This window comes from Rhizobium sp. KNZ14-9A (assembly GCF_056755015.1).
On the sequence record NZ_JBPGXB010000002.1, the window covers coordinates 2,238,712 to 2,263,089 of the forward strand.

The 24,378-nt window shown below is 59.2% G+C and carries 26 protein-coding genes and 1 tRNA gene; 19 read left to right on the plus strand and 8 right to left on the minus strand.

Annotated elements, in window-relative coordinates; genetic code table 11:
• Window positions 1-26: 26 nt before the first annotated feature.
• The gene (ilvA, locus tag ACR9ZQ_RS17780; protein WP_481428447.1) at window positions 27-1,277 is read right to left on the minus strand and encodes a threonine ammonia-lyase; all 1,251 of its coding nucleotides are present in this window, start codon (window positions 1,275-1,277) and stop codon (window positions 27-29) included.
• Window positions 1,278-1,473: 196 nt separating this feature from the next.
• Between ilvA and ACR9ZQ_RS17785 the strand changes: the two genes are divergently transcribed.
• The 7 genes from ACR9ZQ_RS17785 (at window position 1,474) to ACR9ZQ_RS17815 (ending at window position 6,433) form a co-directional block, all read left to right on the plus strand.
• Window positions 1,474-1,836 (plus strand): VanZ family protein, encoded by a 363-nt coding sequence (locus ACR9ZQ_RS17785; protein ID WP_481428448.1) that lies wholly within the window; start codon window positions 1,474-1,476, stop codon window positions 1,834-1,836.
• 264 nt (window positions 1,837-2,100) lie between these two features.
• The gene (locus ACR9ZQ_RS17790; protein ID WP_481428449.1) at window positions 2,101-2,550 is read left to right on the plus strand and encodes an ester cyclase; all 450 of its coding nucleotides are present in this window, start codon (window positions 2,101-2,103) and stop codon (window positions 2,548-2,550) included.
• A 267-nt stretch (window positions 2,551-2,817) separates the two neighbouring features.
• Window positions 2,818-3,921 (plus strand): bifunctional DNA-binding transcriptional regulator/O6-methylguanine-DNA methyltransferase Ada, encoded by a 1,104-nt coding sequence (gene ada / locus ACR9ZQ_RS17795; protein WP_481428450.1) that lies wholly within the window; start codon window positions 2,818-2,820, stop codon window positions 3,919-3,921.
• A gap of 137 nt (window positions 3,922-4,058) precedes the next feature.
• Window positions 4,059-4,310 carry a hypothetical protein gene (locus tag ACR9ZQ_RS17800; protein ID WP_481428451.1) on the plus strand — a complete coding sequence of 84 codons (252 nt, stop codon included), beginning with the start codon at window positions 4,059-4,061 and terminating at the stop codon, window positions 4,308-4,310.
• A gap of 160 nt (window positions 4,311-4,470) precedes the next feature.
• Complete coding sequence (locus ACR9ZQ_RS17805; protein WP_481428452.1) at window positions 4,471-5,037, plus strand: methylated-DNA--[protein]-cysteine S-methyltransferase; 567 nt, start codon at window positions 4,471-4,473, stop codon at window positions 5,035-5,037.
• Window positions 5,034-5,783: a 2OG-Fe(II) oxygenase gene (locus ACR9ZQ_RS17810; protein WP_481428453.1), complete on the plus strand. Its 750-nt coding sequence runs from the start codon at window positions 5,034-5,036 to the stop codon at window positions 5,781-5,783. Before ACR9ZQ_RS17805 ends, ACR9ZQ_RS17810 begins: the two co-directional genes overlap by 4 nt.
• Window positions 5,784-5,914: 131 nt before the next feature.
• Window positions 5,915-6,433, plus strand: a complete 519-nt coding sequence (locus ACR9ZQ_RS17815; RefSeq protein ID WP_481428454.1) for a methylated-DNA--[protein]-cysteine S-methyltransferase — start codon at window positions 5,915-5,917, stop codon at window positions 6,431-6,433.
• 261 nt (window positions 6,434-6,694) lie between these two features.
• Here ACR9ZQ_RS17815 and ACR9ZQ_RS17820 read toward each other — a convergent pair.
• Both ACR9ZQ_RS17820 and wrbA read right to left on the minus strand, forming a co-directional pair.
• Window positions 6,695-6,780: transfer RNA gene (locus ACR9ZQ_RS17820), tRNA-Leu, on the minus strand.
• 151 nt (window positions 6,781-6,931) lie between these two features.
• Window positions 6,932-7,528, minus strand: coding sequence for an NAD(P)H:quinone oxidoreductase type IV (gene wrbA, locus ACR9ZQ_RS17825; protein ID WP_310383058.1), 597 nt, complete (start codon window positions 7,526-7,528; stop codon window positions 6,932-6,934).
• Window positions 7,529-7,748: 220 nt separating this feature from the next.
• Between wrbA and ACR9ZQ_RS17830 the strand changes: the two genes are divergently transcribed.
• From ACR9ZQ_RS17830 to ACR9ZQ_RS17860, 7 genes are all read left to right on the plus strand, one after another.
• Window positions 7,749-8,525, plus strand: coding sequence for a competence/damage-inducible protein A (locus ACR9ZQ_RS17830; RefSeq protein ID WP_481428455.1), 777 nt, complete (start codon window positions 7,749-7,751; stop codon window positions 8,523-8,525).
• Between the two features lie 99 nt (window positions 8,526-8,624).
• Window positions 8,625-9,467: a universal stress protein gene (locus ACR9ZQ_RS17835; protein ID WP_481428456.1), complete on the plus strand. Its 843-nt coding sequence runs from the start codon at window positions 8,625-8,627 to the stop codon at window positions 9,465-9,467.
• Between the two features lie 168 nt (window positions 9,468-9,635).
• Complete coding sequence (gpt, locus tag ACR9ZQ_RS17840; RefSeq protein WP_007812968.1) at window positions 9,636-10,133, plus strand: xanthine phosphoribosyltransferase; 498 nt, start codon at window positions 9,636-9,638, stop codon at window positions 10,131-10,133.
• Between the two features lie 183 nt (window positions 10,134-10,316).
• Window positions 10,317-10,907: a hypothetical protein gene (locus ACR9ZQ_RS17845; protein WP_481428457.1), complete on the plus strand. Its 591-nt coding sequence runs from the start codon at window positions 10,317-10,319 to the stop codon at window positions 10,905-10,907.
• 585 nt (window positions 10,908-11,492) lie between these two features.
• Window positions 11,493-15,305, plus strand: coding sequence for a vitamin B12-dependent ribonucleotide reductase (locus tag ACR9ZQ_RS17850; RefSeq protein ID WP_481428458.1), 3,813 nt, complete (start codon window positions 11,493-11,495; stop codon window positions 15,303-15,305).
• A gap of 423 nt (window positions 15,306-15,728) precedes the next feature.
• Entirely contained in the window at window positions 15,729-16,400 is a 672-nt protein-coding gene (locus ACR9ZQ_RS17855; protein ID WP_310383020.1) for a response regulator transcription factor, read from the plus strand.
• Window positions 16,400-17,731, plus strand: coding sequence for a sensor histidine kinase (locus ACR9ZQ_RS17860; RefSeq protein WP_481428459.1), 1,332 nt, complete (start codon window positions 16,400-16,402; stop codon window positions 17,729-17,731). The genes ACR9ZQ_RS17855 and ACR9ZQ_RS17860 overlap by 1 nt, the downstream gene beginning before the upstream one ends.
• A gap of 140 nt (window positions 17,732-17,871) precedes the next feature.
• Here ACR9ZQ_RS17860 and ACR9ZQ_RS17865 read toward each other — a convergent pair whose 3' ends face one another.
• Together ACR9ZQ_RS17865 and ACR9ZQ_RS17870 are read right to left on the minus strand one after the other, a co-directional pair.
• Window positions 17,872-18,861, minus strand: coding sequence for a potassium channel beta subunit family protein (locus ACR9ZQ_RS17865; protein WP_481428460.1), 990 nt, complete (start codon window positions 18,859-18,861; stop codon window positions 17,872-17,874).
• A 199-nt stretch (window positions 18,862-19,060) separates the two neighbouring features.
• Window positions 19,061-19,252: a hypothetical protein gene (locus ACR9ZQ_RS17870; RefSeq protein ID WP_481428461.1), complete on the minus strand. Its 192-nt coding sequence runs from the start codon at window positions 19,250-19,252 to the stop codon at window positions 19,061-19,063.
• Here ACR9ZQ_RS17870 and ACR9ZQ_RS17875 point away from each other — a divergent pair.
• Both ACR9ZQ_RS17875 and ACR9ZQ_RS17880 read left to right on the plus strand, forming a co-directional pair.
• Window positions 19,197-19,415, plus strand: a complete 219-nt coding sequence (locus ACR9ZQ_RS17875) for a hypothetical protein (RefSeq protein ID WP_481429369.1) — start codon at window positions 19,197-19,199, stop codon at window positions 19,413-19,415. The genes ACR9ZQ_RS17870 and ACR9ZQ_RS17875 overlap by 56 nt on opposite strands.
• 106 nt (window positions 19,416-19,521) lie before the next feature.
• Entirely contained in the window at window positions 19,522-19,902 is a 381-nt protein-coding gene (locus tag ACR9ZQ_RS17880; RefSeq protein ID WP_481428462.1) for a hypothetical protein, read from the plus strand.
• 99 nt (window positions 19,903-20,001) lie between these two features.
• On the opposite strand, the gene ACR9ZQ_RS17885 is transcribed toward ACR9ZQ_RS17880, so the two are convergent.
• On the minus strand, window positions 20,002-20,490 hold the full coding sequence (locus ACR9ZQ_RS17885; protein WP_481428463.1) for a GAF domain-containing protein: 489 nt from the start codon (window positions 20,488-20,490) through the stop codon (window positions 20,002-20,004).
• Window positions 20,491-20,607: 117 nt separating this feature from the next.
• Here ACR9ZQ_RS17885 and ACR9ZQ_RS17890 point away from each other — a divergent pair, with 117 nt between their 5' ends.
• Window positions 20,608-21,027, plus strand: a complete 420-nt coding sequence (locus tag ACR9ZQ_RS17890) for an NUDIX hydrolase (RefSeq protein ID WP_481428464.1) — start codon at window positions 20,608-20,610, stop codon at window positions 21,025-21,027.
• A gap of 97 nt (window positions 21,028-21,124) precedes the next feature.
• On the plus strand, window positions 21,125-21,730 hold the full coding sequence (locus ACR9ZQ_RS17895) for a carboxymuconolactone decarboxylase family protein (protein WP_113324641.1): 606 nt from the start codon (window positions 21,125-21,127) through the stop codon (window positions 21,728-21,730).
• A gap of 30 nt (window positions 21,731-21,760) precedes the next feature.
• Here ACR9ZQ_RS17895 and ACR9ZQ_RS17900 read toward each other — a convergent pair whose 3' ends face one another.
• Window positions 21,761-22,690 carry an alpha/beta hydrolase gene (locus tag ACR9ZQ_RS17900; protein ID WP_310383314.1) on the minus strand — a complete coding sequence of 310 codons (930 nt, stop codon included), beginning with the start codon at window positions 22,688-22,690 and terminating at the stop codon, window positions 21,761-21,763.
• Between the two features lie 263 nt (window positions 22,691-22,953).
• Here ACR9ZQ_RS17900 and ACR9ZQ_RS17905 point away from each other — a divergent pair, with 263 nt between their 5' ends.
• Complete coding sequence (locus tag ACR9ZQ_RS17905) at window positions 22,954-23,376, plus strand: lipocalin-like domain-containing protein (RefSeq protein WP_310383014.1); 423 nt, start codon at window positions 22,954-22,956, stop codon at window positions 23,374-23,376.
• A 3-nt stretch (window positions 23,377-23,379) separates the two neighbouring features.
• On the opposite strand, the gene ACR9ZQ_RS17910 is transcribed toward ACR9ZQ_RS17905, so the two are convergent.
• On the minus strand, window positions 23,380-24,267 hold the full coding sequence (locus tag ACR9ZQ_RS17910; RefSeq protein ID WP_481428465.1) for a LysR family transcriptional regulator: 888 nt from the start codon (window positions 24,265-24,267) through the stop codon (window positions 23,380-23,382).
• Window positions 24,268-24,378: the final 111 nt, after the last annotated feature.

Here is a 24,378-nt window from a genome sequence, read left to right on the forward strand (position 1 = left end):
TAGCACGCAGTGCAGTGGACGCAAAGTCAAATGATCAGGTTTGCGAGGATCTCATTTTCGGTAATGTCCTCGAAGCCCATGCCTGATCTTTCGAAATTGGCGACCAGCGTCGCGAAGTTCTCTGGAGCCGTCGTCTCGATGCCGATGAGGATCGAACCGAAATTGCGCGCCGATTTCTTGAGATATTCGAAGCGGGCGATGTCGTCATGCGGCCCGAGAAGATTGAGGAAATCGCGCAGCGCGCCGGGGCGCTGAGCAAGACGCAGGATGAAGTATTTCTTCAGGCCAGCGTAGCGCATGGCCCTTTCCTTGACATCGGGCAGCCGCTCGAAATCGAAATTGCCGCCCGAGACGACGGCAACGATCGTCTTGCCCTTGATGGCCTCGCGATCCATGGCGGCGATCGCCGTCAGCGACAGGGCACCGGCTGGCTCCAGCACCACGCCTTCGACGTTGAGCATCTCCTGGATGGTAACGCAGATGGCATTTTCCGGCATCAGCCTGACCTGCTCGACTGAAAAGTCCTTCAGGGCCGCGAAATTTAGGTCGCCGATGCGAGCGACAGCCGCGCCGTCGACGAAATTGTCGACCTTGGGAAGCGTCACCACCTGCCCGGCCTCGAGGCTGCGGCGCAAACTCGGGGCGCCGGCAGGTTCGGTAAAGACAAAATCGGATTTCGCAACGATGCCGTCGAGATAACCGGTGATGCCAGCAGCAAGGCCGCCGCCGCCAACCGGCAGGACGACCATGTCGGGCACCGTGCCTTCGGGAAGCTGCTGCATGATTTCTGCAGCAACCGTCGCCTGGCCCTCTATGATGTCGGCATGATCGAAAGGCGGCACCATGACACCACCGATCGCCTCCACATGATCGCGGGCGGCCTGGTAGCACTGGTCGAAGAAATCGCCGATGAGCTCGATGGTGATGAAACCGGCGCCGAACATGCGTGTCTTGTCGATCTTCTGCTGCGGCGTGGTGACCGGCATGAAGACGACGCCCGGCACGCCGAAATGGCGGCAGACGAAGGCAAAGCCCTGCGCGTGATTGCCGGCAGACGCGCAGACGAAAGTCCTGCCGCCCGCACCTTCGGCAATCGCCTTGCGGAAGAAATTGAACGCGCCGCGGATCTTGTAGGATCGCACCGGCGAAAGATCCTCGCGCTTCAGCCAGATATCGGCACCGTAGCGGGCGGAAAGGTGATCATTGAGCTGCAGCGGCGTAGCGGGGAAAAGGCTGCGCATTGCCTCTTCTGCGCCTTCGACATCGTGTCTTGTCACGGGCGTTCGTCCATTCTTCAAAAATCCAGACGTCGCTATGACACAGGCCGCTTGTGGAAAGAAGCCCGTTTGCGCCATTTGCGGTTCGCCCGATGAAAGGCTTCCTTAAGCGCGTCTTCAGATTGGGCCCAAGATCCAGGTTACGTGGACGGCTTTTAACTTGATGGCGTACAGCAATTGCTAATATGACGGCAAGATGACATCCAAGATCACAAAGCTTCTGGCGTGGCTTCTTCTCGCCTTCATCCTGTTCGTCACAGTTTCGCCGATCGAATTGCGACCCCACACGATCGAAACACCTGACATCGACCGTGCCGCGGCTTACCTGTTGGCAGGGCTGGCTTTTGCCCTTGCTTATCCGAAACAATGGAAAACGGTTGCCGTACTGCTGATCTTCGGTGCGGTCGGGATCGAATATCTGCAGTACCTGTCGCCGACGCGGCATGCGCGCCTTCACGATGCAGGCGTCAAGGCAATGGGCGCAGCACTCGGCCTGACCGTCGGCTGGGTTTTCAACAAGTGGCGTGAAGCGAAAACCGGGGCGAATGCCGCCGCGTAATTTGCCAGACGGCAACAGCGGACCGGGACGTTAGAGCCCGCGCAACTGCAAGACCCAGAAGAAAAGCAGTACCGCTGCCACCGCCGTCCCGGTGAAGCCGTTGCTGATAGCTCGAGCTGGCACCTCAGCGTTGGCGTCGTCCGTATGCTTTTAATTTCGAGGCAAGAACCGGAGTTCCACAGGGCCGACATGCACCTATTCCAAGCTCAGGTCATCGAGTGGTTTCGATGATCCTCCCGAAACAGATCAGAGGATCCATTTCAAATGAGCAAGGAAGAAGACAACAAGGCCGTCGTCGTGCGCTGGTTCACCGAATTTTGGGGCAAGGACGTCAATCTTGCCGTCGTCGACGAGATTGCGGCACCCGACATGCTGCTCAAATATTCGCTGCACGAACCCCGCCGCGGCCATGACGACATCAAGGCGTTCATGATCGATTTCCGCGCCGCATTTCCCGATCTCAACTTCTGGGGCACGGCCGATCTCATCGCCGAGGGTGACTATGTCGTCGGCCAGTGGGAGGGCGGCGGCACCCATACCGGTCCAGCCTTCAACGACTTCCTGATCGGCGGCCTCCCGGCCGCGACCGGCCGCAGGATGCACTTCACCGGCACCACGGTGCTGAAGCTGAGCGACGGCAGGATCGTCGAGGAGATCGGTCTCGATGACGGTGTAACCGCCCTCACCCAGCTCGGGCTGATGAAGGCTGCTTGATCGAGGCATTCTGTCGCCTGCCGGCTCCGCGGCAAGCGACGTTTCACAGGTTTTCGGATGAGGTCCGTGCTTCCAGCGCGGGCCTCTTTTTCTTTTGAACGGCATCGCTCCAATGCGCTTGACCAACCAAGGCATCAACGCCGGTCGACGAGGCACTCCTCTCGGATGAAATCGGGTGGCTGCTATTCGGATTTGAAAGCAAGAATAGGAGTGTGTCCGACCGGGTTTTGCGGGACGACCACTTCGACCATATGAGAAGATAAGACCATGACCACGGTGCATAAAGCTGCCATCTCATCAGTCGCTGACGATCCTCGCTGGGCGCGTATCGTCGGGCGGGACAAGACTGCCGACGGACATCTCTGGTATTCGGTCTCGACGACAGGCGTCTACTGCCGGCCGTCGTGTCCCTCCAGGATTGCCAATCCCAGGAATGTCCAGCTCCATGACAGCATCGAAAGCGCCAAGGCGACCGGATTCCGGCCTTGCCAGCGCTGTAATCCCGAAGGACCGTCGCTCGAATACGAGAACGCGAACCTTGTCGCGAAGGCGTGCCGCCTTATCGAGGAGAGCGAGGGAGAGCCTTCGCTTGAAGAACTGGCTGATAGGGTCGGCCGCAGCCCGAGTTACTTCCACCGCGTATTCAAGGCAGTGACCGGGCTGACACCGAAGAATTATGCCGCGGCACATCGCGCTGAGAAGGTCCGTGAGGGCCTTGCCTCCGGCAATACCGTCACGGAGGCGATGTATGATGCAGGCTTCAACTCCAGCGGACGCTTCTATGAGAAGTCGACCGGCATGCTCGGCATGACGCCATCGCAGTATCGCGCCGGTGGGGTCAACGAAGAGATCAAGTTCGCGGTCGGGCAGACTTCGCTGGGGCCTATCCTCGTCGCCTCGAGCAGGAAGGGTGTTGTATCAATCCTCCTGGGCGACGATCCAGACAAGCTCGTCCACGATCTTCAGGACCGTTTTCCGAAGGCTCATCTGGTCGGCGCCAACAGGGGCTATGAGGCCCTGGTCGCGCGCGTCGTCGGTTTCGTCGAGAAGCCGAGCGTCGGCCTCGATCTTCCCCTTGATGTCCGCGGCACCGCCTTCCAGCAACGCGTCTGGCAGGCGCTCCGGGAAATCCCCCTTGGCGAGACGATATCTTATGCCAAAATCGCTCAGCGGATCGGTTCGCCGCATGCGGTGCGTGCGGTCGCCGGAGCATGCGCGGCAAACAAGCTTGCCGTCGCCATTCCCTGCCATCGCGTCATTCGCAATGACGGCGCTCTTTCGGGCTACGCCTGGGGTGTCGAGCGCAAGCGCGCCCTGATCGACCGGGAAGCGTCCGGTCCGGAGTCATCCGATCATGCGTGTTCTGTTTGAAGGTATTGTCCCGCGGGACCCGCCACGGAGTGGCGGAATTGAAGGAAGGTCACCATGAGACCGTCGGACGCATGCGCATCAACCTGACTTTCCGCGGTGCGCTCTAGTGGTCCGGCGCCGGAGCAAGGACGTTTCACATGGTCTCGCACGATGGATTCGACGCCAAGAGCAAAAGACGACAGCTTTCAGGTACCGACACCACTTCCGATGCGTTTGACGAACTCTTCCATGCCGATCCCGCCAGATCGCTCGTGATGGCCTATTTCAATCAGCTGGTCACCGATGGCCTTGCGGAATGGGATATGCTCGCCAATGGAGACATCCGGCTCTGTTTCTCGACAGGAGAGACGTTCCTGCTGGCGAAGACGGTGATCATCCGCCTTGCATGAGATCAACAGCCGCTGGAAGGCCGATGCCGCGTGTCACGACACTCGGCTTTTTTCCTAATGCTGAAAAAGAAGAACTCCGATTTGAAAGCAAGGACCGGAGTTCGGGCGGGCCGGCGCGCGGATAGTTTCGATCATAAGGACAAACGAAGGAGTTAGTTCAATGAACCTCATGATTTCCACCACCAGCTCGCGGTCTGCACCCGCTGCAAAGAATGCAAATCCCGGCATCGACACCCTCTCTTACGCGATCGGCGAATGCGCCCTGGGCCGGGTGCTGGTTGCTCGCAGCGACAGAGGCGTCTGCGCCATTCTGATCGGCGATATGGACGAAGATCTCACGGATGATCTTGCGAACCGGTTTCCCGAAGCCGAGCTTATCGCAAACGAGATCGCCGTCCACGATGATCTCGCGAAGATAATCCTCTTCGTGAAGAAGCCTGCTGACGGACTTCATCTCACGCTCGACATGCGCGGAACGCCATTCCAGCGCCGTGTTTGGGAGGAGCTTTGTGCTATCCCTGCCGGCAAGACGACAACCTATATGGAATTGGCCCGTCATGTTGGCGCACAGACCTCGCCCCGCGCGGTTGGCACGGCCTGCGCCGCCAATCCCATTGCATTGGCGATCCCCTGCCACCGCGTCGTGCGCAGCGACGGCGAGCTTGCGGGCTATCGCTGGGGTATCGAACGCAAGCGTGAGCTGATCCGGAAGGAGGCGATAGTATGAGCCTCCATTCCCCGGCTATCTCTCCGACCTCTGCGGACATGTCCGCAGAGGCACGCGTAGCCAGCTACGACTGGCCGTCGCTTGCAGGCGATCTCGACAATTATGGCTGCGCCGTCCTGCCAAACCTCCTCTCGCCGGATGAGTGCCGCGGCATCGCGATGCTCTATCCGGACGAAAGCCACTTCCGCAGTCACATCCACATGGCTCGGCATGGTTTCGGCAAGGGTGAATACCGTTATTTCAAGTATCCGCTGCCGGGCCTGGTCGGCGGTTTACGGACGGTGCTCTATCCGCATCTCGCTGGCGTCGCCAACGAGTGGAACGCTCGCATGGGGATCGACGAACGCTATCCCGCTGCACATCCGTCTTTTCTCGAACAGTGCCACGAAGCCGGCCAAACTCGTCCCACACCGCTTCTGCTGCAATATGTTCCAGGCGACTTCAATTGCCTTCACCAGGATCTCTACGGCGATCTCGCGTTCCCGATCCAGGTTGCGATCCTCCTGTCTGAGCCCGGCCAGGATTTTACCGGCGGCGAATTCGTGCTGACAGAACAGCGGCCGCGCATGCAAAGCCGTGTCGAGGTCGTCCCGCTTCGCCGCGGCGATGCCGTTGCCTTCGCCGTTCATAACCGGCCGGTACAGGGTTCGAAGGGGAATTACCGCGTGAACTTGCGCCATGGCGTAAGCCGCATCCGCACCGGCATGCGCCACACCGTCGGGATCATTTTCCACGACGCGCGGTAAAGGATACGGCGGATGCCTCCGGAGCCATCAGGCGGCATCGTGCCTTTTCCGATTTGAAAGCAAGATCCGGATCGGCTGCACCACAGCAAACTTCTATTCTTCAAATACAAACAGTTCCACAGGAGGCAAAAATGCCCGAAGTCATCCGCTTTGCATGGGGGATCAGCTCCCTCGGCGACTTCATGGTTGCCATGTCCGACAAAGGGATCGTCGCCTTGGAATTCAGTTCGCAGCGCTCCGCAATGGAGGACGCCTCGCGCTTGCGCTTCCAGGAAGCCGACTTCATTGACGGCCAGGCGGATCTCGGCGACGTCCTTGTGAAGGTGGAGCAGGCAATCGAGAACCCTGGCCTTGATCCTAATATTCCGCTCGATCTGCGCGGAACTCCGTACCAGATTAAGGTCTGGTCGATGCTGGGTGCCATACCCATGGGCGAAACGACGAATTATGGCGCGCTGGCTGCCAATTTGGGCACGCGCGATGCCCGAGAGGTGACCGAAGCAATCGCTTCAAATCCCATAGCCGTCCTCGTTCCGTGCCACCGCGTCATCAAGAAGGATGGCTCGATCTCCGGCTACCGCTGGGGCTTTAAGCGGAAGCGCGACCTGCTGGCACGCGAGCACCGGCTCGGGACCCTCAAAGCTGTCTAAAGTCCGCGCAACTGCAAAGCCCAGAAGAATAGCGGCACTGCTGCCACCGCCGTTCCCAATAGTAGAAAGGCACTCATCTTGAAGAGCCTGACGCGCCGCGTTTTTGCTCCATCCCAGTCGTAAACCATCGTCTTACTCCCACTAAGACAACACTTACTCAACCGCACAGTGCCTATATTTTTTGCAGCACTGACGCCATAGACAAGCGCTGCCTATGGTTTATCCACACTATACAAGCACATTCGAACACGTTTATGAAGATGGTGCGAGCGACGGGGATCGAACCCGTATAGCCTAAGGCCGAGGGATTTTAAGTCCCTTGCGTCTACCAGTTTCGCCACGCTCGCGCGCCGTCCAGATCAACGACTTAGGCGGATTCGTCAAGAAAATGTTTGCGCGTTTCTGTGGGCGGTCGAAAAACAGGCTTGCGTGAGCACTGTCCCAAAATAAAACGGCGGCCCAAAGGACCGCCGTCTCGCAGAAAGATCTAGGCTGAACTCAGGCGAGTTTTGCAGTGATCTTGGCGACGTGTGCGCCCTGATACTTGGCAGCTTCGAGTTCGATTGCCGAAGGCTGACGCGAGCCATCGCCGTTGGTGATGGTTGATGCGCCGTAGGGAGAGCCGCCCTTGACTTCTTCCGTGCCCATCTGACCCTGGAAGGCGTAGGGAAGGCCGACATAGGCCATGCCGTGGTGCAGGAAGGTGGGGACGAAGCCAAGGATCGTCGATTCCTGGCCGCCGTGCTGCGTGGCGGACGAGGTGAACATCGAGCCGACCTTGCCGACGAGCTTGCCGGTGAACCACAGGCTACCGGTCTGGTCCCAGAAATTGCGCATCTGCGAAGCGACCGTGCCGAAACGCGTGCCGGAGCCGACGATGATCGCGTCATAGTCGGCCAGTTCATCGACGGTGGCGATCGGCGCTGCCTGATCGAGCTTGTAGTAGGAAGCCTTGGCGACTTCTTCGGAAACCAGTTCCGGAACGCGCTTGACGACGACATCAGCGCCGGCGGACTTCGCGCCTTCCGCCACGGCATAAGCCATGGTTTCGATGTGGCCATAAGCCGAGTAGTAGAGGACGAGAATCTTCGCCATTGTTATCTCCATCAAGGATTGATTGAATTTCTTGACCGAGACCGTTCTAGCAGCGCATCCCGTTCAACATAGTCCTGCACCAAGAACTCACTGTTCACCGCTTGTAGACGAAATTTCACTTGCCGTTTCGTTTCGACCCTTGAGCCGCTTCGCTTTGCCGTTTGCAAACTGGCCAAACGGCGCTACCTATTTTCAAGCTTCACACCACGGAAATATCCCCATGAGCAATGAGACTGTCGTTACCGCCGCCATGCTAGCCATCGGCGACGAGCTTCTTTCCGGCCGCACCAAGGACAAGAATATCGGCCATCTCGCCGATATGCTGACTATTTCGGGCATCGACCTGAAGGAGGTTCGTATCGTCGCCGACGAGGAGGATGCGATCGTCGAGGCGCTGAACGCGCTTCGCGGCAAATACGACTATGTCTTCACGTCGGGCGGCATAGGGCCTACGCATGACGATATCACCGCGGATGCCGTCTCGAAGGCCTTTGGCGTTCCCTGCGAGCATGATGCGGCGGCGATGGAGCTGCTTGCCGAGATGTACAAGCGCCGGGAGATGGAATTCACCGAGGCCCGCCAGCGAATGGCCCGCATGCCGCGTGGTGCTGCCCATATCGCCAACCCGGTATCGACCGCTCCCGGCTTCATCATAGGCAATGTCTATGTCATGGCGGGCGTCCCGCAGGTCTTCCAGGCCATGGTCGACAATATGTTGCCGACGCTGAAGACGGGCACGCCCGTCCTCTCGCTCGCTATCGCCTGCCCCTATGGCGAAGGCGAGATCGGCACACCGCTGGCGGCGATCCAGAAGGCGCATCCGGAAACCAGCATCGGCTCCTATCCGCGTTACGTGGGGCAGAAATTTTCAACGGAGATCGTAGTGCGCGGCCGCTCGCAGGATGTGATCGAGGCTGCAGGTGCGGATGTGCGGGCCATGATCGAGGATATCAGACGCAGGAGAGATATTGCCGAAAACCATTCGGCGAACGCGTGAGGACTATGTGCGGTCTTGATCATGGTCAAGGAACCGCAGCATATTCCGGCGCATTCCTTTCCTCGCGGAGCGTCATTTCAGCCGCAAAGGAGAATTGATATGTCTTATAAAACCATTCTCGCCATTCTGGATACAGCAGACAATAGCAGCGCCGTCGCCGATTTCGCCTTTGCCATTGCCGCGGAAAGCAGCGCCCATGTGATCGGCCTGCATGCCGAAACGATTGCCGCCGTGCCGCTGGTCGCGCCGATGGAAATTCCCGATCCGGTCGCCGTGCAGGCGCTTCAGGACATGGCCCATTCAGAGACTATCGCGGTCGAGCGGATTTTCCGCGCCCGCGCGGAGGCTGCCGGCGCTTCCTTCGAATGGCGCGCCTTTGCGACGTCGACGGGATATGGCTCGGCGCCGCTGATCGAAAGCGCACGCAGCGCCGACCTGCTGATCGCCTCGCAGGCCGATCCTGCAAGACCCTCCGACAGCCATGTGGATGTCGACGAATTCCTGTTCGAAAGCGGCCGGCCGGTACTGATTATCCCTTACATCATCCGCCAGCCGAAGCCGATCAAGCGCGTGCTGATTGCCTGGAATGGCTCGAAGGAAGCAACGCGCGCCACATTCGATGCCCTGCCGATCCTGAAGGCTGCCGAAGCCGTGGAAATCTTCTCCGTCGATCCGGCCGAGACCGCAACTCAATCGGCGACGATGGCCGGAGCCGAGATCTCCGCAACGCTTGCCCGCCACGGCGTGAACGTGACGCTTGCCACGGCTGCAAGCGGCGACAAGAACGCCTCGCATGTCATCGAGAACCGGCTTTCTGACGACAGCATCGACCTTCTGGTCATGGGCGCCTACACACATTCCTGGCTCTGGCAGGCGATCTTCGGCGGTACGACGAAGACGCTTTTGCAATCCATGACGGCGCTGACATTGCTCTCGCGTTAAGGCCGCTCTTGCCTTTTGCCTCCAAATCCCGCTAATTGCGGCGACCGATGATATCAGGCTTCGGCATCCATCGCGCAGTTCCGGCTGCGCGATTTGCGTTTTGCCCGCCGATGTTCACTCGGTCGCCGGCAAACGGCGTGTCGTTTTTTCATGCCGCGGAGCAGCCCGATGTCCCTTCCCGATAAAGCCTTCCCCGTTTCCTGGGATCAGTTCCACCGCGATGCGCGTGCGCTTGCCTGGCGGCTCGCCGGCCTCGGCCAGGAGTTCAAGGCGATCGTCTGCATCACCCGTGGCGGCCTCGTTCCGGCGGCGATCATTTCGCGCGAACTGAACATCCGCCTCATTGAAACGGTTTGCGTCGCGTCCTATCACGACTACGTCAACCAAGGCGACATGGTGCTGCTCAAGGGCATCGCGCCTGAACTGATGGAAAACGGCGGCGAAGGCGTACTCGTCGTCGATGACCTTACCGATACCGGCAAGACCGCCGCCCAAGTGCGCGGCATGCTGCCGAAGGCGCATTTTGCCTGCGTCTACGCCAAACCCAAGGGCGTGCCGACCGTCGACACCTTTATCACCGAAGTCAGCCAGGACACCTGGATCTACTTCCCCTGGGATATGGGCTTCACCTACCAGGAGCCGATCGCCAAGGGTGCTCGCGGCTAACCGCTGCCGACGCGAGCAACCTCCGGTTTTACGACCGAAAATTGTCCCAATATTTGTCTTCCCGATAGCGGATTCCAGCCCCTGCTCGGTAACGTCCATTTTATTTTATTAGCATAACGTCAGGCAACTACCGGTCGTAAAGACCGGATGTAAAGTGGGGCTGAATGCGGTTGGGGAAGCGCAATGGCATGCTGGGGCAAGATTCGAACGGCAGCGGCCTTCGGGCTGATCGGCTGCCTGTTTCCTTATACGCCTGCCGGGGCCGAGCCGGCCTATATCGGCGTCGTGCGTGAATATGTGGAAACGCTCGTCCGGCCGATGGTCGAGGCTCCGGTTGTGGTGAAGGCGATCGAGGAGCAGAACGCCAAATTCGGCGATGTCAGTGAGATGGAGATGCGGGTGCTGGACGAAACCTACCAGGCGGAGGTCGCCCAGGGCGATTTCCAGATGGTCCAAGCACTGATGGCAAAATCCGTCTCGCATTATCTCAAATCGAAACAGGATGATTCGCAGGGAACGATCCTCGAATTCTTCGTCACCGATTGTCACGGGCTGAATGTCGGCCAGAGCACCATCACGACGGACTATTGGCAGGGCGATGAGGACAAGTTTCTCCAAACCTTCGCCCGCGGTTCACAAGAGATCTATATCAGCCGGGCTGAGCGCGACGAGTCGACCCAGCTTCTGGAGACTCAGGCAAGCTTCGTGGTCACCGATGAGGCGGGCAAGCCGATCGGCACGGCGACCGTCACGATTGCCATCGATGCTCTCTAGAAAGTGCTGATTTCCTTCAACGAATCGCCATGCGCATTTGCGTCGCAAAAGCCATCCTAACTTTTGCCGCAGCCGATTTTTTTAACATTCCGGCCTTTCCCTTGTCCGAGCAGCGGCGCAAGCCCTTGTATTTTCAGGCTTCCCCAGACTTTCCCCAGTCTTCACAACAGCGTCCACAAGATGTTGTGGTTAGCATTCGGTTACGTTCCACCCCTTGACGGAATCAGCGGTTTCAAACTTAATGTTTCAGATGTTGCGGCGGCGACTGAACCGGAGGTAACGAGACCGGTTCTTCCAAGGAAAATTGAACGCAGAATCAGGGTGTTGGACCGCCAAGAGCGGTGACGTCCGAAGGCATTTCTGCGCCTTATTTCCGGCCTCAAAAAGCGACATCGGGGACTGGTAAAGATAAGCTGTTAACACTATATTTAGCGTTTGCAGCCAGCCTCACCACAAGATACAGGAAAATCATCTCCGGATGACAATCCTGTCACAAGACGGAACGAGCACTGGCCGCGCGAAGGGACAACGCGTAGCCGGACGGGAATTTTGCGCCCTTTCGGGTGCCAACAAGAGGTTAAGAACATGCGCATCGAACGTCGGTTTACGAAGGCTGGTCAGGGCGCCTATGCGGATATCGAATTCCGCAAAGCGACGAGCGAGATCAAGAACCCGGATGGCTCGATCGTCTTCCGCCTCGAAAACATTGAAGTTCCCGCGCAGTTTTCCCAGGTCGCCACCGACGTTCTGGCGCAGAAATATTTCCGCAAGGCCGGTGTCCCTGCCCGCCTGAAGAAGGTCGAGGAGAACAGTGTCCCCTCCTTCCTGTGGCGCTCCGTTGCCGACGACGCAGCGCTGAAGGACCTGCCGAAGGACGAACAGACCGGCTCGGAAATCGATGCGCGCCAGGTCTTCGATCGCCTCGCCGGTACCTGGACCTATTGGGGCTGGAAGGGCGGCTATTTTTCTTCCGAGGAAGATGCAGCAGCCTTCAAGGATGAGCTTGCCTATATGCTCGCCACGCAGCGTGTTGCCCCGAACTCCCCGCAGTGGTTCAACACCGGCCTGCACTGGGCCTACGGCATTGATGGTCCCGGCCAGGGCCACTTCTACGTCGATCCCTTCACCGGCAAGATCACCAAGTCCAAGTCTGCCTACGAGCATCCGCAGCCGCATGCCTGCTTCATCCAGTCCGTTGAAGACGACCTCGTCAACGAAGGCGGCATCATGGACCTCTGGGTGCGTGAAGCGCGCCTGTTCAAGTACGGCTCCGGCACCGGCTCCAACTTCTCCATGCTGCGCGGTGAAGGCGAAAAGCTTTCCGGCGGCGGCCGCTCTTCCGGCCTGATGAGCTTCCTGAAAATCGGCGACCGCGCTGCTGGCGCCATCAAGTCTGGCGGCACGACGCGCCGCGCCGCCAAGATGGTCGTCGTCGACATCGACCATCCCGATATCGAGGAATATATCAACTGGAAGGTCAAGGAAGAGCAGAAGGTTGCTGCCCTCGTGACCGGCTCCAAGGTTGTCGCCCAGCATCTGAAGGCGATCATGAAGGCCTGCGTCAATTGCGAAGGCGACAACGGCGATTGCTTCGACCCGACCAGGAACCCTGCCCTGAAGCGCGAAATCCGTGCTGCCAAGAAGGACCAGGTTCCGGAAAACTATGTCCAGCGCGTCATCCAGTTTGCTCGCCAGGGCTACAAGGACATGGAGTTCAAGACCTACGACACGGACTGGGATTCGGAAGCTTATCTCACCGTCTCCGGCCAGAATTCCAACAACTCCGTCTCGATCAAGGACAACTTCCTGCGCGCTGTCGAAGAAGATGGCGATTGGAACCTGACCGCCCGCAAGGACGGCCGGGTGATGAAGACGCTGAAGGCCCGCGACCTCTGGGAAACGATTTCTTATGCCGCCTGGGCATCGGCCGATCCGGGCATCCACTTCAACACGACGATGAACGACTGGCACACATCGCCGGCCGGCGGCCCGATCCGCGGCTCGAACCCGTGCTCGGAATACATGTTCCTCGATGATACGGCCTGCAACCTCGCCTCGCTGAACCTGCTGCAGTTCAAGGACAAGGCAACCAAGCGCATCAATATCGGCGACTACGAACATGCCGTTCGTCTGTGGACCGTCGTGCTCGAAGTCTCGGTCATGATGGCGCAGTTCCCGTCGAAGCGCATCGCCGAGCTTTCCTACGAATACCGCACGCTCGGCCTCGGCTACGCCAATATCGGCGGCCTGCTGATGTCGACTGGTATCCCTTATGACAGCGCCGAGGGCCGCGCCATTGCCGGTTCACTGACGGCGATCATGACTGGCGTCTGCTATGCGACATCTGCCGAAATGGCTGCCGAACTCGGGCCGTTCCCGAATTTCGCGCCGAACCGCGAGCATATGCTGCGCGTCATCCGCAACCACCGCCGCGCCGCCCATGGCGAAAACGCCGGCTATGAGGCTCTCTCGGTCAACCCGGTCGCGCTGATCCATTCGGAAAACCCGGATCAGGATCTTGCAGCCCACGCAATGTCGGCCTGGGACAGGGCGCTCGAACTCGGCGAAAAGCACGGCTACCGCAATGCGCAGGTCTCGGTCATCGCACCGACCGGCACGATCGGCCTCGTTATGGATTGCGACACGACCGGCATCGAGCCTGACTTCGCACTGGTGAAGTTCAAGAAGCTGGCCGGCGGCGGCTACTTCAAGATCATCAACCGCGCCGTTCCGGATGCGCTGCGCACGCTCGGCTATTCCGAAAGCCAGATCGCCGAGATCGAAGCCTATGCAGTCGGCCACGGTAACCTGAACCAGGCACCGGCCATCAACCCTTCGACGCTGAAGGCCAAGGGCTTCACCGACGACAAGGTGGAAGCCGTCAATGCTGCTCTCAAGAGCGCCTTCGACATCAAGTTCGTCTTCAACCAGTGGACGCTCGGCGCCGACTTCCTGAAGAATACTCTGAAGGTCTCCGACGAGCAGCTCAGCGACATGAGCTTCAGCCTGCTCGACCATATCGGCTTCTCGAAGAAGGACATCGAGGCTGCCAACATCCACGTCTGCGGTGCGATGACGCTGGAAGGCGCACCCTTCCTCAAGAACGAGCACCTGCCGGTTTTCGATTGCGCCAATCCTTGCGGCAAGATCGGCAAGCGTTACCTCTCGGTTGAAAGCCACATCCGTATGATGGCGGCTGCCCAGCCCTTCATCTCCGGCGCGATCTCCAAGACGATCAACATGCCGAACGAGGCAACGGTCGACGATTGCAAGAACGCCTACATGCTTTCCTGGAAGCTTGGCCTGAAGGCAAACGCCCTCTACCGCGACGGCTCCAAGCTGTCGCAGCCCCTCAACGCCTCGCTGATCGAAGACGAGAGTGATGAGGATGCGCTTGAGGATTTGATCCAGCAGCCGGCAGCGGCCCAGGCCGTGACGGTCACCGAGAAGATCATCGAGCGCGTGATCGAGCGTGTTTCCCGCGAACGCGAGAAGCTGCCGAACCGCCGTCAGGGCTACACCCAGAAAGCTGCCGTCGGCGGTCACAAGGTCTACCTGCGCACCGGCGAATTCGGTGACGGCCGTATCGGCGAGATCTTCATCGACATGCACAAGGAAGGCGCTGCCTTCCGTGCGATGATGAACAACTTCGCCATCGCCATCTCGCTTGGCCTGCAATATGGCGTGCCGCTGGAAGAATATGTGGAGGCCTTCACCTTCACCAAGTTCGAGCCTGCCGGCATCGTCATCGGCAACGACGCGATCAAGAACGCCACGTCGATCCTCGACTACGTGTTCCGCGAACTCGCCGTTTCCTATCTCGGCCGTCACGATCTTGCCCATGTCGATACGTCGGACTTCTCCAACACCGCGCTCGGCAAGGGCATCCAGGAAGGCAAGACGAACCTGCTCTCCACCGGCTGGACCCGCGGCTACAAGCCGACGCTCGTTGCCGGCACCGGCGGCGAACGCCAGGCCGGCGAGCCCAAGGGCGCGGCAACGGCAGCCCCTGCCCGCGCCTCCTCGATTGGTTCGGTAACCTCCTTTGCGGGGGCAGCAGCCCGCAAGCTGGAGCCGACAGTGGCCATCTCCACCTCCGAAATCGTCGCCTTCAAGCGCGACTATGAGGAGCGCGCCAAGGAACTGGCCGAGGAGATCGCCGAAGAGGTGATCGAGGAAACCGGCACCGAGGCAACCGCCCTCTTCTCCGACAAGGCCGCAGCCGACGCTGCCTCCGCCAAGACGGAAGCCAAGAAGATGGAAGCCGAACGCCGCGCGCGCTCGATCATGCAGGGCTACACGGGCAACATGTGCGGCGAGTGCCAGAACTTCACGATGGTGCGCAACGGCACCTGCGAGAAGTGCGACACTTGCGGTGCGACCAGCGGCTGCAGCTGATTTCTTCGGGAAAATTCAGGTTTCCGCGCAGCTAAATCCGGTCGGCATTTGAAGAAAAGGGCGAATTTACATCTTTCGATTGAGCAGTAAGAAGAGAACAGCCTTCATTGCAGTCAATCGAAACTGATCCGCTCGGACAGAGGTCCGATTTCCTTCAGAACAGACCAATCAGAAATCAACTCCAGGTGCCCAGGCGCCTGGAGTTTTTTGTTCAGAGGCGATTGGCAACCTCATGGGATTTGCCAGGCTCGGATCATCGCGGGAACGAGTAACGGCCAATGCTCTTGTGGCGAAAGGCGGACGATCATGCGATCTCGTTTATCCAATTCGCCGCGACCCATGACTTCCCGCGTTCGAAACGCTCACGCCGTAATCCTGTCGCAATGGTCGTCGTGAAGATAGGATCGCAAAGGTGGACGAGACATGAAGATCCTGTTGGTCGAAGACGAGACAAGGCTGGCGGAAGCGATTGCGGCGTCGCTCACTAAGAAGGGCATAGCGGTGGACCACACCGCTCTTCTTGGGGATGCAATCGAACTGGCTCGACAACAGACCTATGATGCGATCGTGCTCGACAGACGTCTGCCAGACGGCGACGGCATCACATTCATTCCCTGGCTACGAAGCTCCGGCGTCGTAACGCCGGTCATCGTCCTGACTGCCAGAAACGAACCGAAGGAAAGAGTAGCGGGCCTCGATCTCGGCGCCGACGACTATCTGGGCAAGCCGTTTCTGATGGAGGAGCTTTTCGCTCGACTGCGCGCTGTCATGCGACGCCCGTCGGCCCTGGCGGAGCCGTCCATAGTCGCGGGGCGGATGACCGTGGATCCAATCCGGATGGACGTCATGGTCGGCGAACTGCAGCTCGACCTGCCTCGTCGAGAGCTGATGGTGCTCGTTACCCTTGCGAAGCGAAAAGGTAAGACCGTCCTCAGATCGGCGCTGGAAACCGAAATCTACAATTACGAGGAGACGATCCAGTCCAACGCGCTGGATGCTCATGTGTCGCGACTGAGAAAACGCCTGGCTGACGCGGAAGCCGGCGTGTCCATTCACAACATCCGCGGGGTCGGATATCTGCTGAAGGAACATTGATGCGATTTCCGAATACGTCGCTGTGGTGGAGACTGAGTTGGCAGCTCAGTCTGCTATTCGTCGTCATCACGGCATTGGTGATCGTCGGGCTGTGCATCTATGGGGCGATGATCCTTTCTCCGAACGTCGGCATGCAGCACCGGCTTCTGAACGCCCTGGAAGGATCCCTGAGCTACGAACCTGGACGAGGGCTTCGCATCAAAGACAGCGAACAGCTTACGGCATTGAAGAATGACAATACCAATCTCTTCTTCTACGCCGCAGCCCCGGACGGAACGGCAGTCGCATATGGAAATATTCCGCCTCCGTACATGCAGCTCGCCAAGTTCGTGCCGCTTATCAAGGACGCAGACATTCGTGGCACGCTGGCAAGTAGCCCGGAGCCGGCTTCAGTCGACGACATTGAGATCGATACGACCGAGATCCGGGTGCTTTATGGCGGTCGTAACGGAAGCGAGTCGACATTCCTCACGATGCTTGGCAGCACATATCCGATCTACGTGCCTCTGCTTGCGGTTACTCTGCCCGCCCTCTTCTTCGCCGTGCCGCGACTGGTCAGACGTTCGCTCTCAGGGCTGAGCGACGTCGTTCGGAAAGCTCCGGAGATCGACCCTCGCCAGCCAGGATCCCGGCTGCCAGTGGATCGGGTTCCGAGTGAGGTCGTTCCGCTTATCCATGCGTTCAATTCCATTCTGGAGCGGCTTGAGCAGCAGTTCGCAGCCAGAGAACGTTTTCTAATCGACGCCGCACACGAGCTCCGCACGCCGATCGCCGTCATGCAGACGCGTATCGATACGACCCTGGAAGGAAGCACTCGCGACACCATGATGGATGACATCGGGCGTCTACGGGAGACGGCGGAGCAATTGCTCGACTTCGAACGGAGCGAGCAGTCCCCGGAGCCGTATGAACAAGCCGACCTCGTAGAAGTCGCGAGGAACGTCGTCGCCGACCAAGCGCCGCTTGCCATAAGAAATGGATATGAAATCTCATTCGACAGTGAAGTGAACGAGCTGTATCGGCTGGTAAGTCGGTCGGCGATGTCGCGCGCCATAGGCAACCTTGTGCGCAATGCGATCGACCACGGCGGGAATACCGGCACGATATCGGTTCGCGTGTTCGAACGCGGAGGAATCTCGGTCTCGGACGAGGGTCCCGGAATTCCGGCAGCGCATCGAGACCTCGTCTTCGAACCATTCTATAGGGTCACACCACGGAGCACGGGTGCTGGCCTCGGGTTGAGCATCGTGAAGCAGATCGTAACCCGTCACCGCGGGAGCGTAACTCTCGAAGGCAATCCGACAGGGACCACCGTGACCATCAGCCTGTGACAGATACAGCCGTCAGCTTCTGCTCTGACGCGCGCTCAATGAAGCACAATAAAAATGAAATGGCCGAACCAAAAGGTCCGGCCATTTTTGTATTGGAATAAAGATAAGAACAAAGATGCTCGATCTGCCTTTGGCCTTGCCTAGAAGCGACGCGGTGCTTCCGGCTTGTTTCCTACGATGCTGTCGATCCGCTCCAGCACGTCTGATGTCACCTTATCCTTGTGCGAGAGGGCCGCGAGATTGTCCTGCAGCTGGCTTGCACGCGATGCGCCGAGAATGACGGTCGAGACATGCTTGTTGGCAAGGCACCAGAGGAGGGCGAGATGGGTGATCGACAGGCCGATCTCGTTCGAGAGCTTGGCAAGCTCGCGAACCTGGGCGAGCTGGGCACGGCCGGCATCGGTGGACCATTTTTCCTTCAGCCATTCGTAGCCCGGCAGGTTCATGCGGCTGTCGGCCGGTACGCCGTCATTGTATTTGCCGGTCAGGACGCCCGAGGCGAGCGGTGACCAGATGGTGGTGCCGAGGCCGATCAGGTCGTAGAGCGGAAGGTAGTCAGCTTCGACCTTCTGACGTTCGAAGATGTTGTACTGCGGCTGCTCCATGGTCGGCGGCGTGATGCGCAGGTCGCGGGCGACGGCGTAGGCTTCCGTCAACTGCTGTGCGGACCATTCCGACGTTCCCCAGTAGAGCACCTTGCCCTGGGCGACGAGATCGTGCATCGCGCGCACCGTTTCCTCGATCGGAGTGTCAATATCCGGGCGATGGCAGAAGTAGAGGTCGAGATAGTCGACCTGCAGTCTCTTGAGCGCTGCGTGGCAGGCGTCCGTCACATGTTTGCGCGACAGGCCGCGTTGCGTCGGCTTCTGACCACCCCAAAAGACCTTGCTCGAGACGACGTAGCTGTCGCGGCTCCAAGCAAGCGACTTCAGCGCTTCACCCATGACGATTTCTGACTTGCCGCTCTCGTAACCCTCGGCATTGTCGAAGAAATTTATCCCGTTGTCGTAGGCGAGCTTCATGAGATCGACAGCGTCGCCGCCATTGACCTGCTTACCGAAAGTGACCCACGATCCGAAAGAGAACTCGCTCACCTTCAGACCCGACTTTCCCAAACGACGATATTCCATCACATATCTCCCAAAACTTATAAAATCTGCCGCCCCAAAATTGAGGTCGGCTTCGTACAATCAGGCAATGACTGATTTCGCGTAACCTATCTTATTGTCAATAATATGCGAGGCCTCGCAGTCATAAAGTCCTGCGTCCTATTGCATCACTTTTTTCAGTGGGCCTATTCGGGCCTGCGGGGCAGAACCGCGCCTCTCGCTAGTAGCTGCAAGGGCGATCGTTGCCAAATCCGCCGAGGCACGCCGGTCGGAGGCCAAAGTCGGAGCTTTGAGGCCCATACCCGATCGAACCGGTTTGTATCGAACTATCCGAGCTGGTCGTGCAGGACGAAGCAATGATTGCCACGATGACAGCTGATCCAATGACCAGCAGTTTTCGAAATTGGGACATTTTGATCTACCCCCGTACCGATAATCGGCGACACCGAATGCAGCGCATATCAGTGTCGGCTAAGAAAATAGGCCGGGCCGGAGTTCCGAAAACAGCGCTGTCGATCAAGATTTCGTCATTTGTGCAGTCTGCTGCGATCGGCCATCCAACTTTCATCGTCTGACGACGGCAAGGGGGCGGCTCGCGTTTTTCGCGACATCGGATACAACTTGCGACAAGTCAGCCTCTGAAGCTCAATTGCGAGCCAGAGAGTTTTTGCCGGGATTTTCATGCAGGTTTTCGAAGCGTTCCGTGTGCGCCGCCCCGCTTGCGCCGCCGTTATCGGTTTGCTGTTCGGCCCTGACGTCGTGATGGCCTATCTCGGTCGCGGCCTGATGGCGATCGCCTATTTTATCGGTGGGATTTCGGTGTCAGCGGGCCTGATTTGGCTCTTCGTCGAGCTTTCAATCCCTGGCGCTTACGGCTCGCTGATTGTGCTTGCCTGGCATTCGTTCGGCGCGATCCTCGGTTATCGCGTAGGGCGCTCGCTCCCGCGCGACACCACTTTTCCGTGGTACTCACGCTGGTACAATATCGTCCTGCTTTTCTCGGCTGCGATCTTGCCTCTGGCGATGCTTGCCAGACGTTTCGCATTCCAGGCCCTCCATTAATCCGTCGCTATCGCCTTCGTTGAAAATTTCCGCGAGGGCGAATAGCTGGATCAAACTCGACCGGAAACGCGGCGATGGATCGTCGCCACGCCAGTCCGCTCAGAAGCGGGTTGCCGCTGCGAAGATTCCAGCCAATCGCTCGATGCCAGCCTGGTCGTCGACATCGAAACGGGCGGGAAGCGGGCTGTCGAGATCGATGACGCCGACGATCTCATCGCCGTTCCTGATGGGAACTACGAGCTCGGAGCGGGATGCGGCATCGCAGGCGATATGGCCGGGAAACGCATGGACGTCTTCCACCAGAATGGAGGCGCGCTCCTTGACCGCCGTGCCGCAAACGCCGCGACCGACGGGAATGCGCACGCAGGCCGGCTTGTCCTGGAAGGGGCCGAGCACGAGCTCCTCACCCTTCAGCAGGTAGAAGCCTGCCCAGTTGAGATCGGGCATCATCTGGTACATCAGGGCCGAAGTGTTGGCGGCGTTGGCGATCATATCCGGCTCGCCTTCGAGCAGACCCCGCAGCTGCTGGGCAAGCTCTCGATAGAACTCGGCCTTGTTATCCACCTCGATCGACGCCGCCTGGAACATTGTCACATCCACTTGCTGTTTCTGAGCCGCTGATATAGGCGGTCAGGCGAGTTTTGACAAACGGCCGATCCGACTACGGCAGTTGAATTGCGGCAGCGAATCCGGTCAGATTTGTGTATGACGAAGATAATCAGAATATCGGCCGCCCTCCTGTTGCGGAGCGACGGCCGTACGCTTTTGGTGCGCAAGCGCGGCACCGTGGCCTTCATGCAGCCGGGCGGCAAGATCGAGCCCGGAGAGACGCCCGAGGAAGCCCTGATGCGCGAACTCTCAGAGGAGATCGGCGTCACCGCGACGCCTGCGGAGCTCGAATTCCTGGGTCAGTTTCAGGCGACGGCGGCCAACGAACCGGATCATGTGGTCATCGCCGATGTTTTCCTGCTGCATGTGCACGATGACGATATCCACGCAACGGCCGAGATCGAGGAGGTCCGCTGGATATCGCCATCTGAACCGGGCGAGATCATCATGGCCCCGCTGACGGAACACCATATCCTGCCATTCTACCGCCAGCGGCAGAGCCAGGCGGCCGGCTGAGGCACCAGGCATCCATTTTGCGGAAAGCGATGGGTGGGCAGATTGATGTCGCCGGACGCCGCTCTATTCTCCCAGTGGATCAAGGGAGGATCGTACCATGGCCTTCATTCGTACCCCAGATGCTTCCGCCAGCGAGAAGACGGCTTCGATGTACGCTTCGGCTGAAGCGAGCTATGGCTATCTGCCGAATATGTATCGCGCCTTCGGCCACCGGCCCGAGGTGATGGAGCACTGGGGAACGCTGCTTGCCAGCATTCGCGGCCATATGAGCCAGCGGCGCTATGAACTGGTGACGCTGGCGGCGGCCAGGGAGCTCAAGTCGTCCTATTGTATGCTGGCGCATGGTTCCGTGCTGCTGCGCGACGGTTTTACCAATGACAGTCTTTCGGCAGTCGCCGGTGGCAGCGAAAAAGCGCCCATCGATGCCGTCGAGCGGGCAATCATGGACTTTGCCGCCAAGGTGGCACGCGATGCGACCTCGGTGACCCAGCAGGACATCGATGGCTTGAAGCGCCTTCAACTGAGCGACGCCGAGATCTTCGACGTCACCGCGGCGGCGGCAGCGCGCTGCTTCTTCTCCAAAATGCTGGATGCGCTGGGTGCTGCGCCCGATCATGCCTATGCCGAACGGCTCGATCCCAAGCTTCGTCAGAATCTCGCCATCGGCCGGCCGATCGAAGGGCTGAATTCGAACCACTCGTAAGAGCTGCGGTCGCGCGGTTTTGGATTGGTCCTACTGTGCCGGCGGGTCTGCGAAATGCGTGATCGCGAATTCGGCGATCTTCTGGCCGGCCTTGTCGGCGTCATCAAGCACTGATGGGAAAAGCTGCCATTGATGCGGCATTCCCGGCCAGACCTCGGCCGTCACATCGACGCCGTCCTTGCGCGCCTTGTCGGCAAGTCGCAGCGTATCGTCGAGCAGCAGCTCGCCGGAACCGACTTGCAGCAGCAATGGCGGAAAACCCGAGAAATCGGCATATAGCGGCGAAATGTCGGGATCCGTCGCGGAATTGTTGCCAAGATAGGCTTTACGCAGCGCCTCCAGCACATTCTTGTCCAGTACCTGATCGTTGGCGGCATTCGACGTGACCGATGCGCCTGATGCCGCCAGATCAGTGATCGGGCTGAGCGCCACGACGGCGGCCGGCAACGGCTGTCTGGAGCGCATCTGCAGCAGCACGGTTTCGATTGCGAGATTGCCGCCTGCGCCATCGCCCATAACAATGATATTTCCGTTGCTGTAGCCGCTATCAAGCAAATAGCGGTAGGCGCTCAAGGCGTCGTTGACCTGCGCTGGATAGCCATATTCCGGCGCCCGCCGGTAATCGATGAGCAATACGTCGCTGGAAGCGGCCTTGGCAAGCGAGCCGGCAAGCAGGCTGTGGCTGCGAATGGAGCCGCTGTAGAAGCCGCCGCCGTGAATGAACAGGATCACACGCCGTCCGATCGGATGATGAAGGCGCGCCGGCCAGAGAAGTTCAGCCTCAACCCCGCCAGCATCGACACGCCGGATCTGGATGCGTGTCGGCTCCGGCAGCGTTTCCATGAAGTCGCGGAACGCGGTGCGCCGGTCCCTAAGGGTCTCAGCGCCCTTGAAATGTTCTTTCCAGCGGGAAAGTAGCTTTTCGACCTGCTCCCGGGAGGCGGGTGTCTGTGCCGACATTTCCTGCGCCGATATTTCCAGCGGAAAGGCAGACAGCACCACGGCTGCAAGCGCTGACAGCAGCGCTGCGCGACATCCCACTTTCCACCGACTGACAGCGGAAAAAAACGGTTTTCTCATTCGCCCCTCCGGCGCTGTTCTTCCTTGGTGCAGTGCATCTTCACCACTTCACCACCGAGAGTCAAAAGGGAGTTTTGACTGATCGCATAAGTTCGTAGCCCGTATTTCTAGTTGTGCTAAACTACTTTAAGGAGGGGAAGATCATGGACAGAGCCGCCCTACTCGGGACGTGGCGCATGATCTCGTGGACGCGAACCGTCGTTGCGACGGGAGAAGTCAGCGACGCCATGGGTGCCGATCCCATTGGATACATCGCCTATCACGCCGACGGCCGGATGATGGCCTTCGTCACCAACCGACGCCGGCCGAAACCCAACGGCAAAGCCCCCAACGACAATGAAAAGGCCGCACTTTTCGATACGATGCTGGCTTACACCGCTGCCTATACTCTGGAAGGCGACAAAGTGATCCATCATGTCGAGGCCGCCTGGAACCCGACATGGGAGCGGCCCCTTATACGCCCTGTGCATATCGAGGGCGACATGCTCGTCATCAGCGATGCACCCGGCATCGATTCTGTCACGGGAGAGGATGTCGTCTACCGGCTGGAATTCCGCAAACTCTGATACTCACTCGCCGCGGATCGCATCGATCACTGTCCGGAAGCCCGCCGAAATATGCCGCCGACTGGGATAGTAGAGGTAGAGCGGCTCCTCCGGCTGGCACCATTCGTCCAGCACCTGGATAAGCTGGCCGCTCGCAATCAGCGGCACCACCCTGCCCTCCCAGACATAGGCGAGCGCCACGCCGCTCCATGCCGCTGCCGTCATCAATTCGTGGTCGTCGAGCGAGAGCGGGCCGGTCGGGTGGAAGGTGATGGCCTGGCCGTCCCTCTCAAAATCCCAGGGGTAACGCGCACCCGAGGGGAACATGTTCTGAATGCAGATATGGCGCTTCAGATCATGCGGCGTCTCAGGCTTTGGCCGGGTTTCGAAATAGGCGGGAGAGCCGACGACGACGAGGCGCATGCGCGGCTTGATGCGCACGGCGATCATACCCTCCGTCACGCGTTCGCCGAACCGGATACCGGCGTCAAAACCTTCCTCGACGATATCCACCAGCCGGTCCGTTGCCGCGATTTCGAGCTGCAGATTGGGGTTCTTCATCAGGAGCGGCCCGATGACCTGGCCGACGACGAAAGGCGCAATGGAATTGCCGACATTGATGCGCACACGGCCGAAGGGGGTATCGCGGAAACGGTTCAGCGCATCGAGTGCAGAACTGATCTCGCCGAAGGCCGGATCGAGATGAGAGCGAAGCAATTCGCCGGCCTCCGTCAGCGAGACGCTGCGGGTCGTGCGGTTCAGCAAGCGGATGCCGATGCGGTCCTCCAGATTGAGGACGGCGTGGCTGACCGCGGAGGCGGTGACACCCCTCTCCTCTCCTGCCTTGCGGAAGCTCTTGTGCCTGGCGACAGCGGCGAAGGCTGCCATTTCGGAAAGTTCGGTCGCTCTCATTACTGAATTTCACTCATCATAGTCTCTCAAATAACAAATCTTATACATGAGCGCGATTTGCGTCAAATTCCTCTCCGTCAGCAACGAACTGCTGAAACAAACACTCTCAAG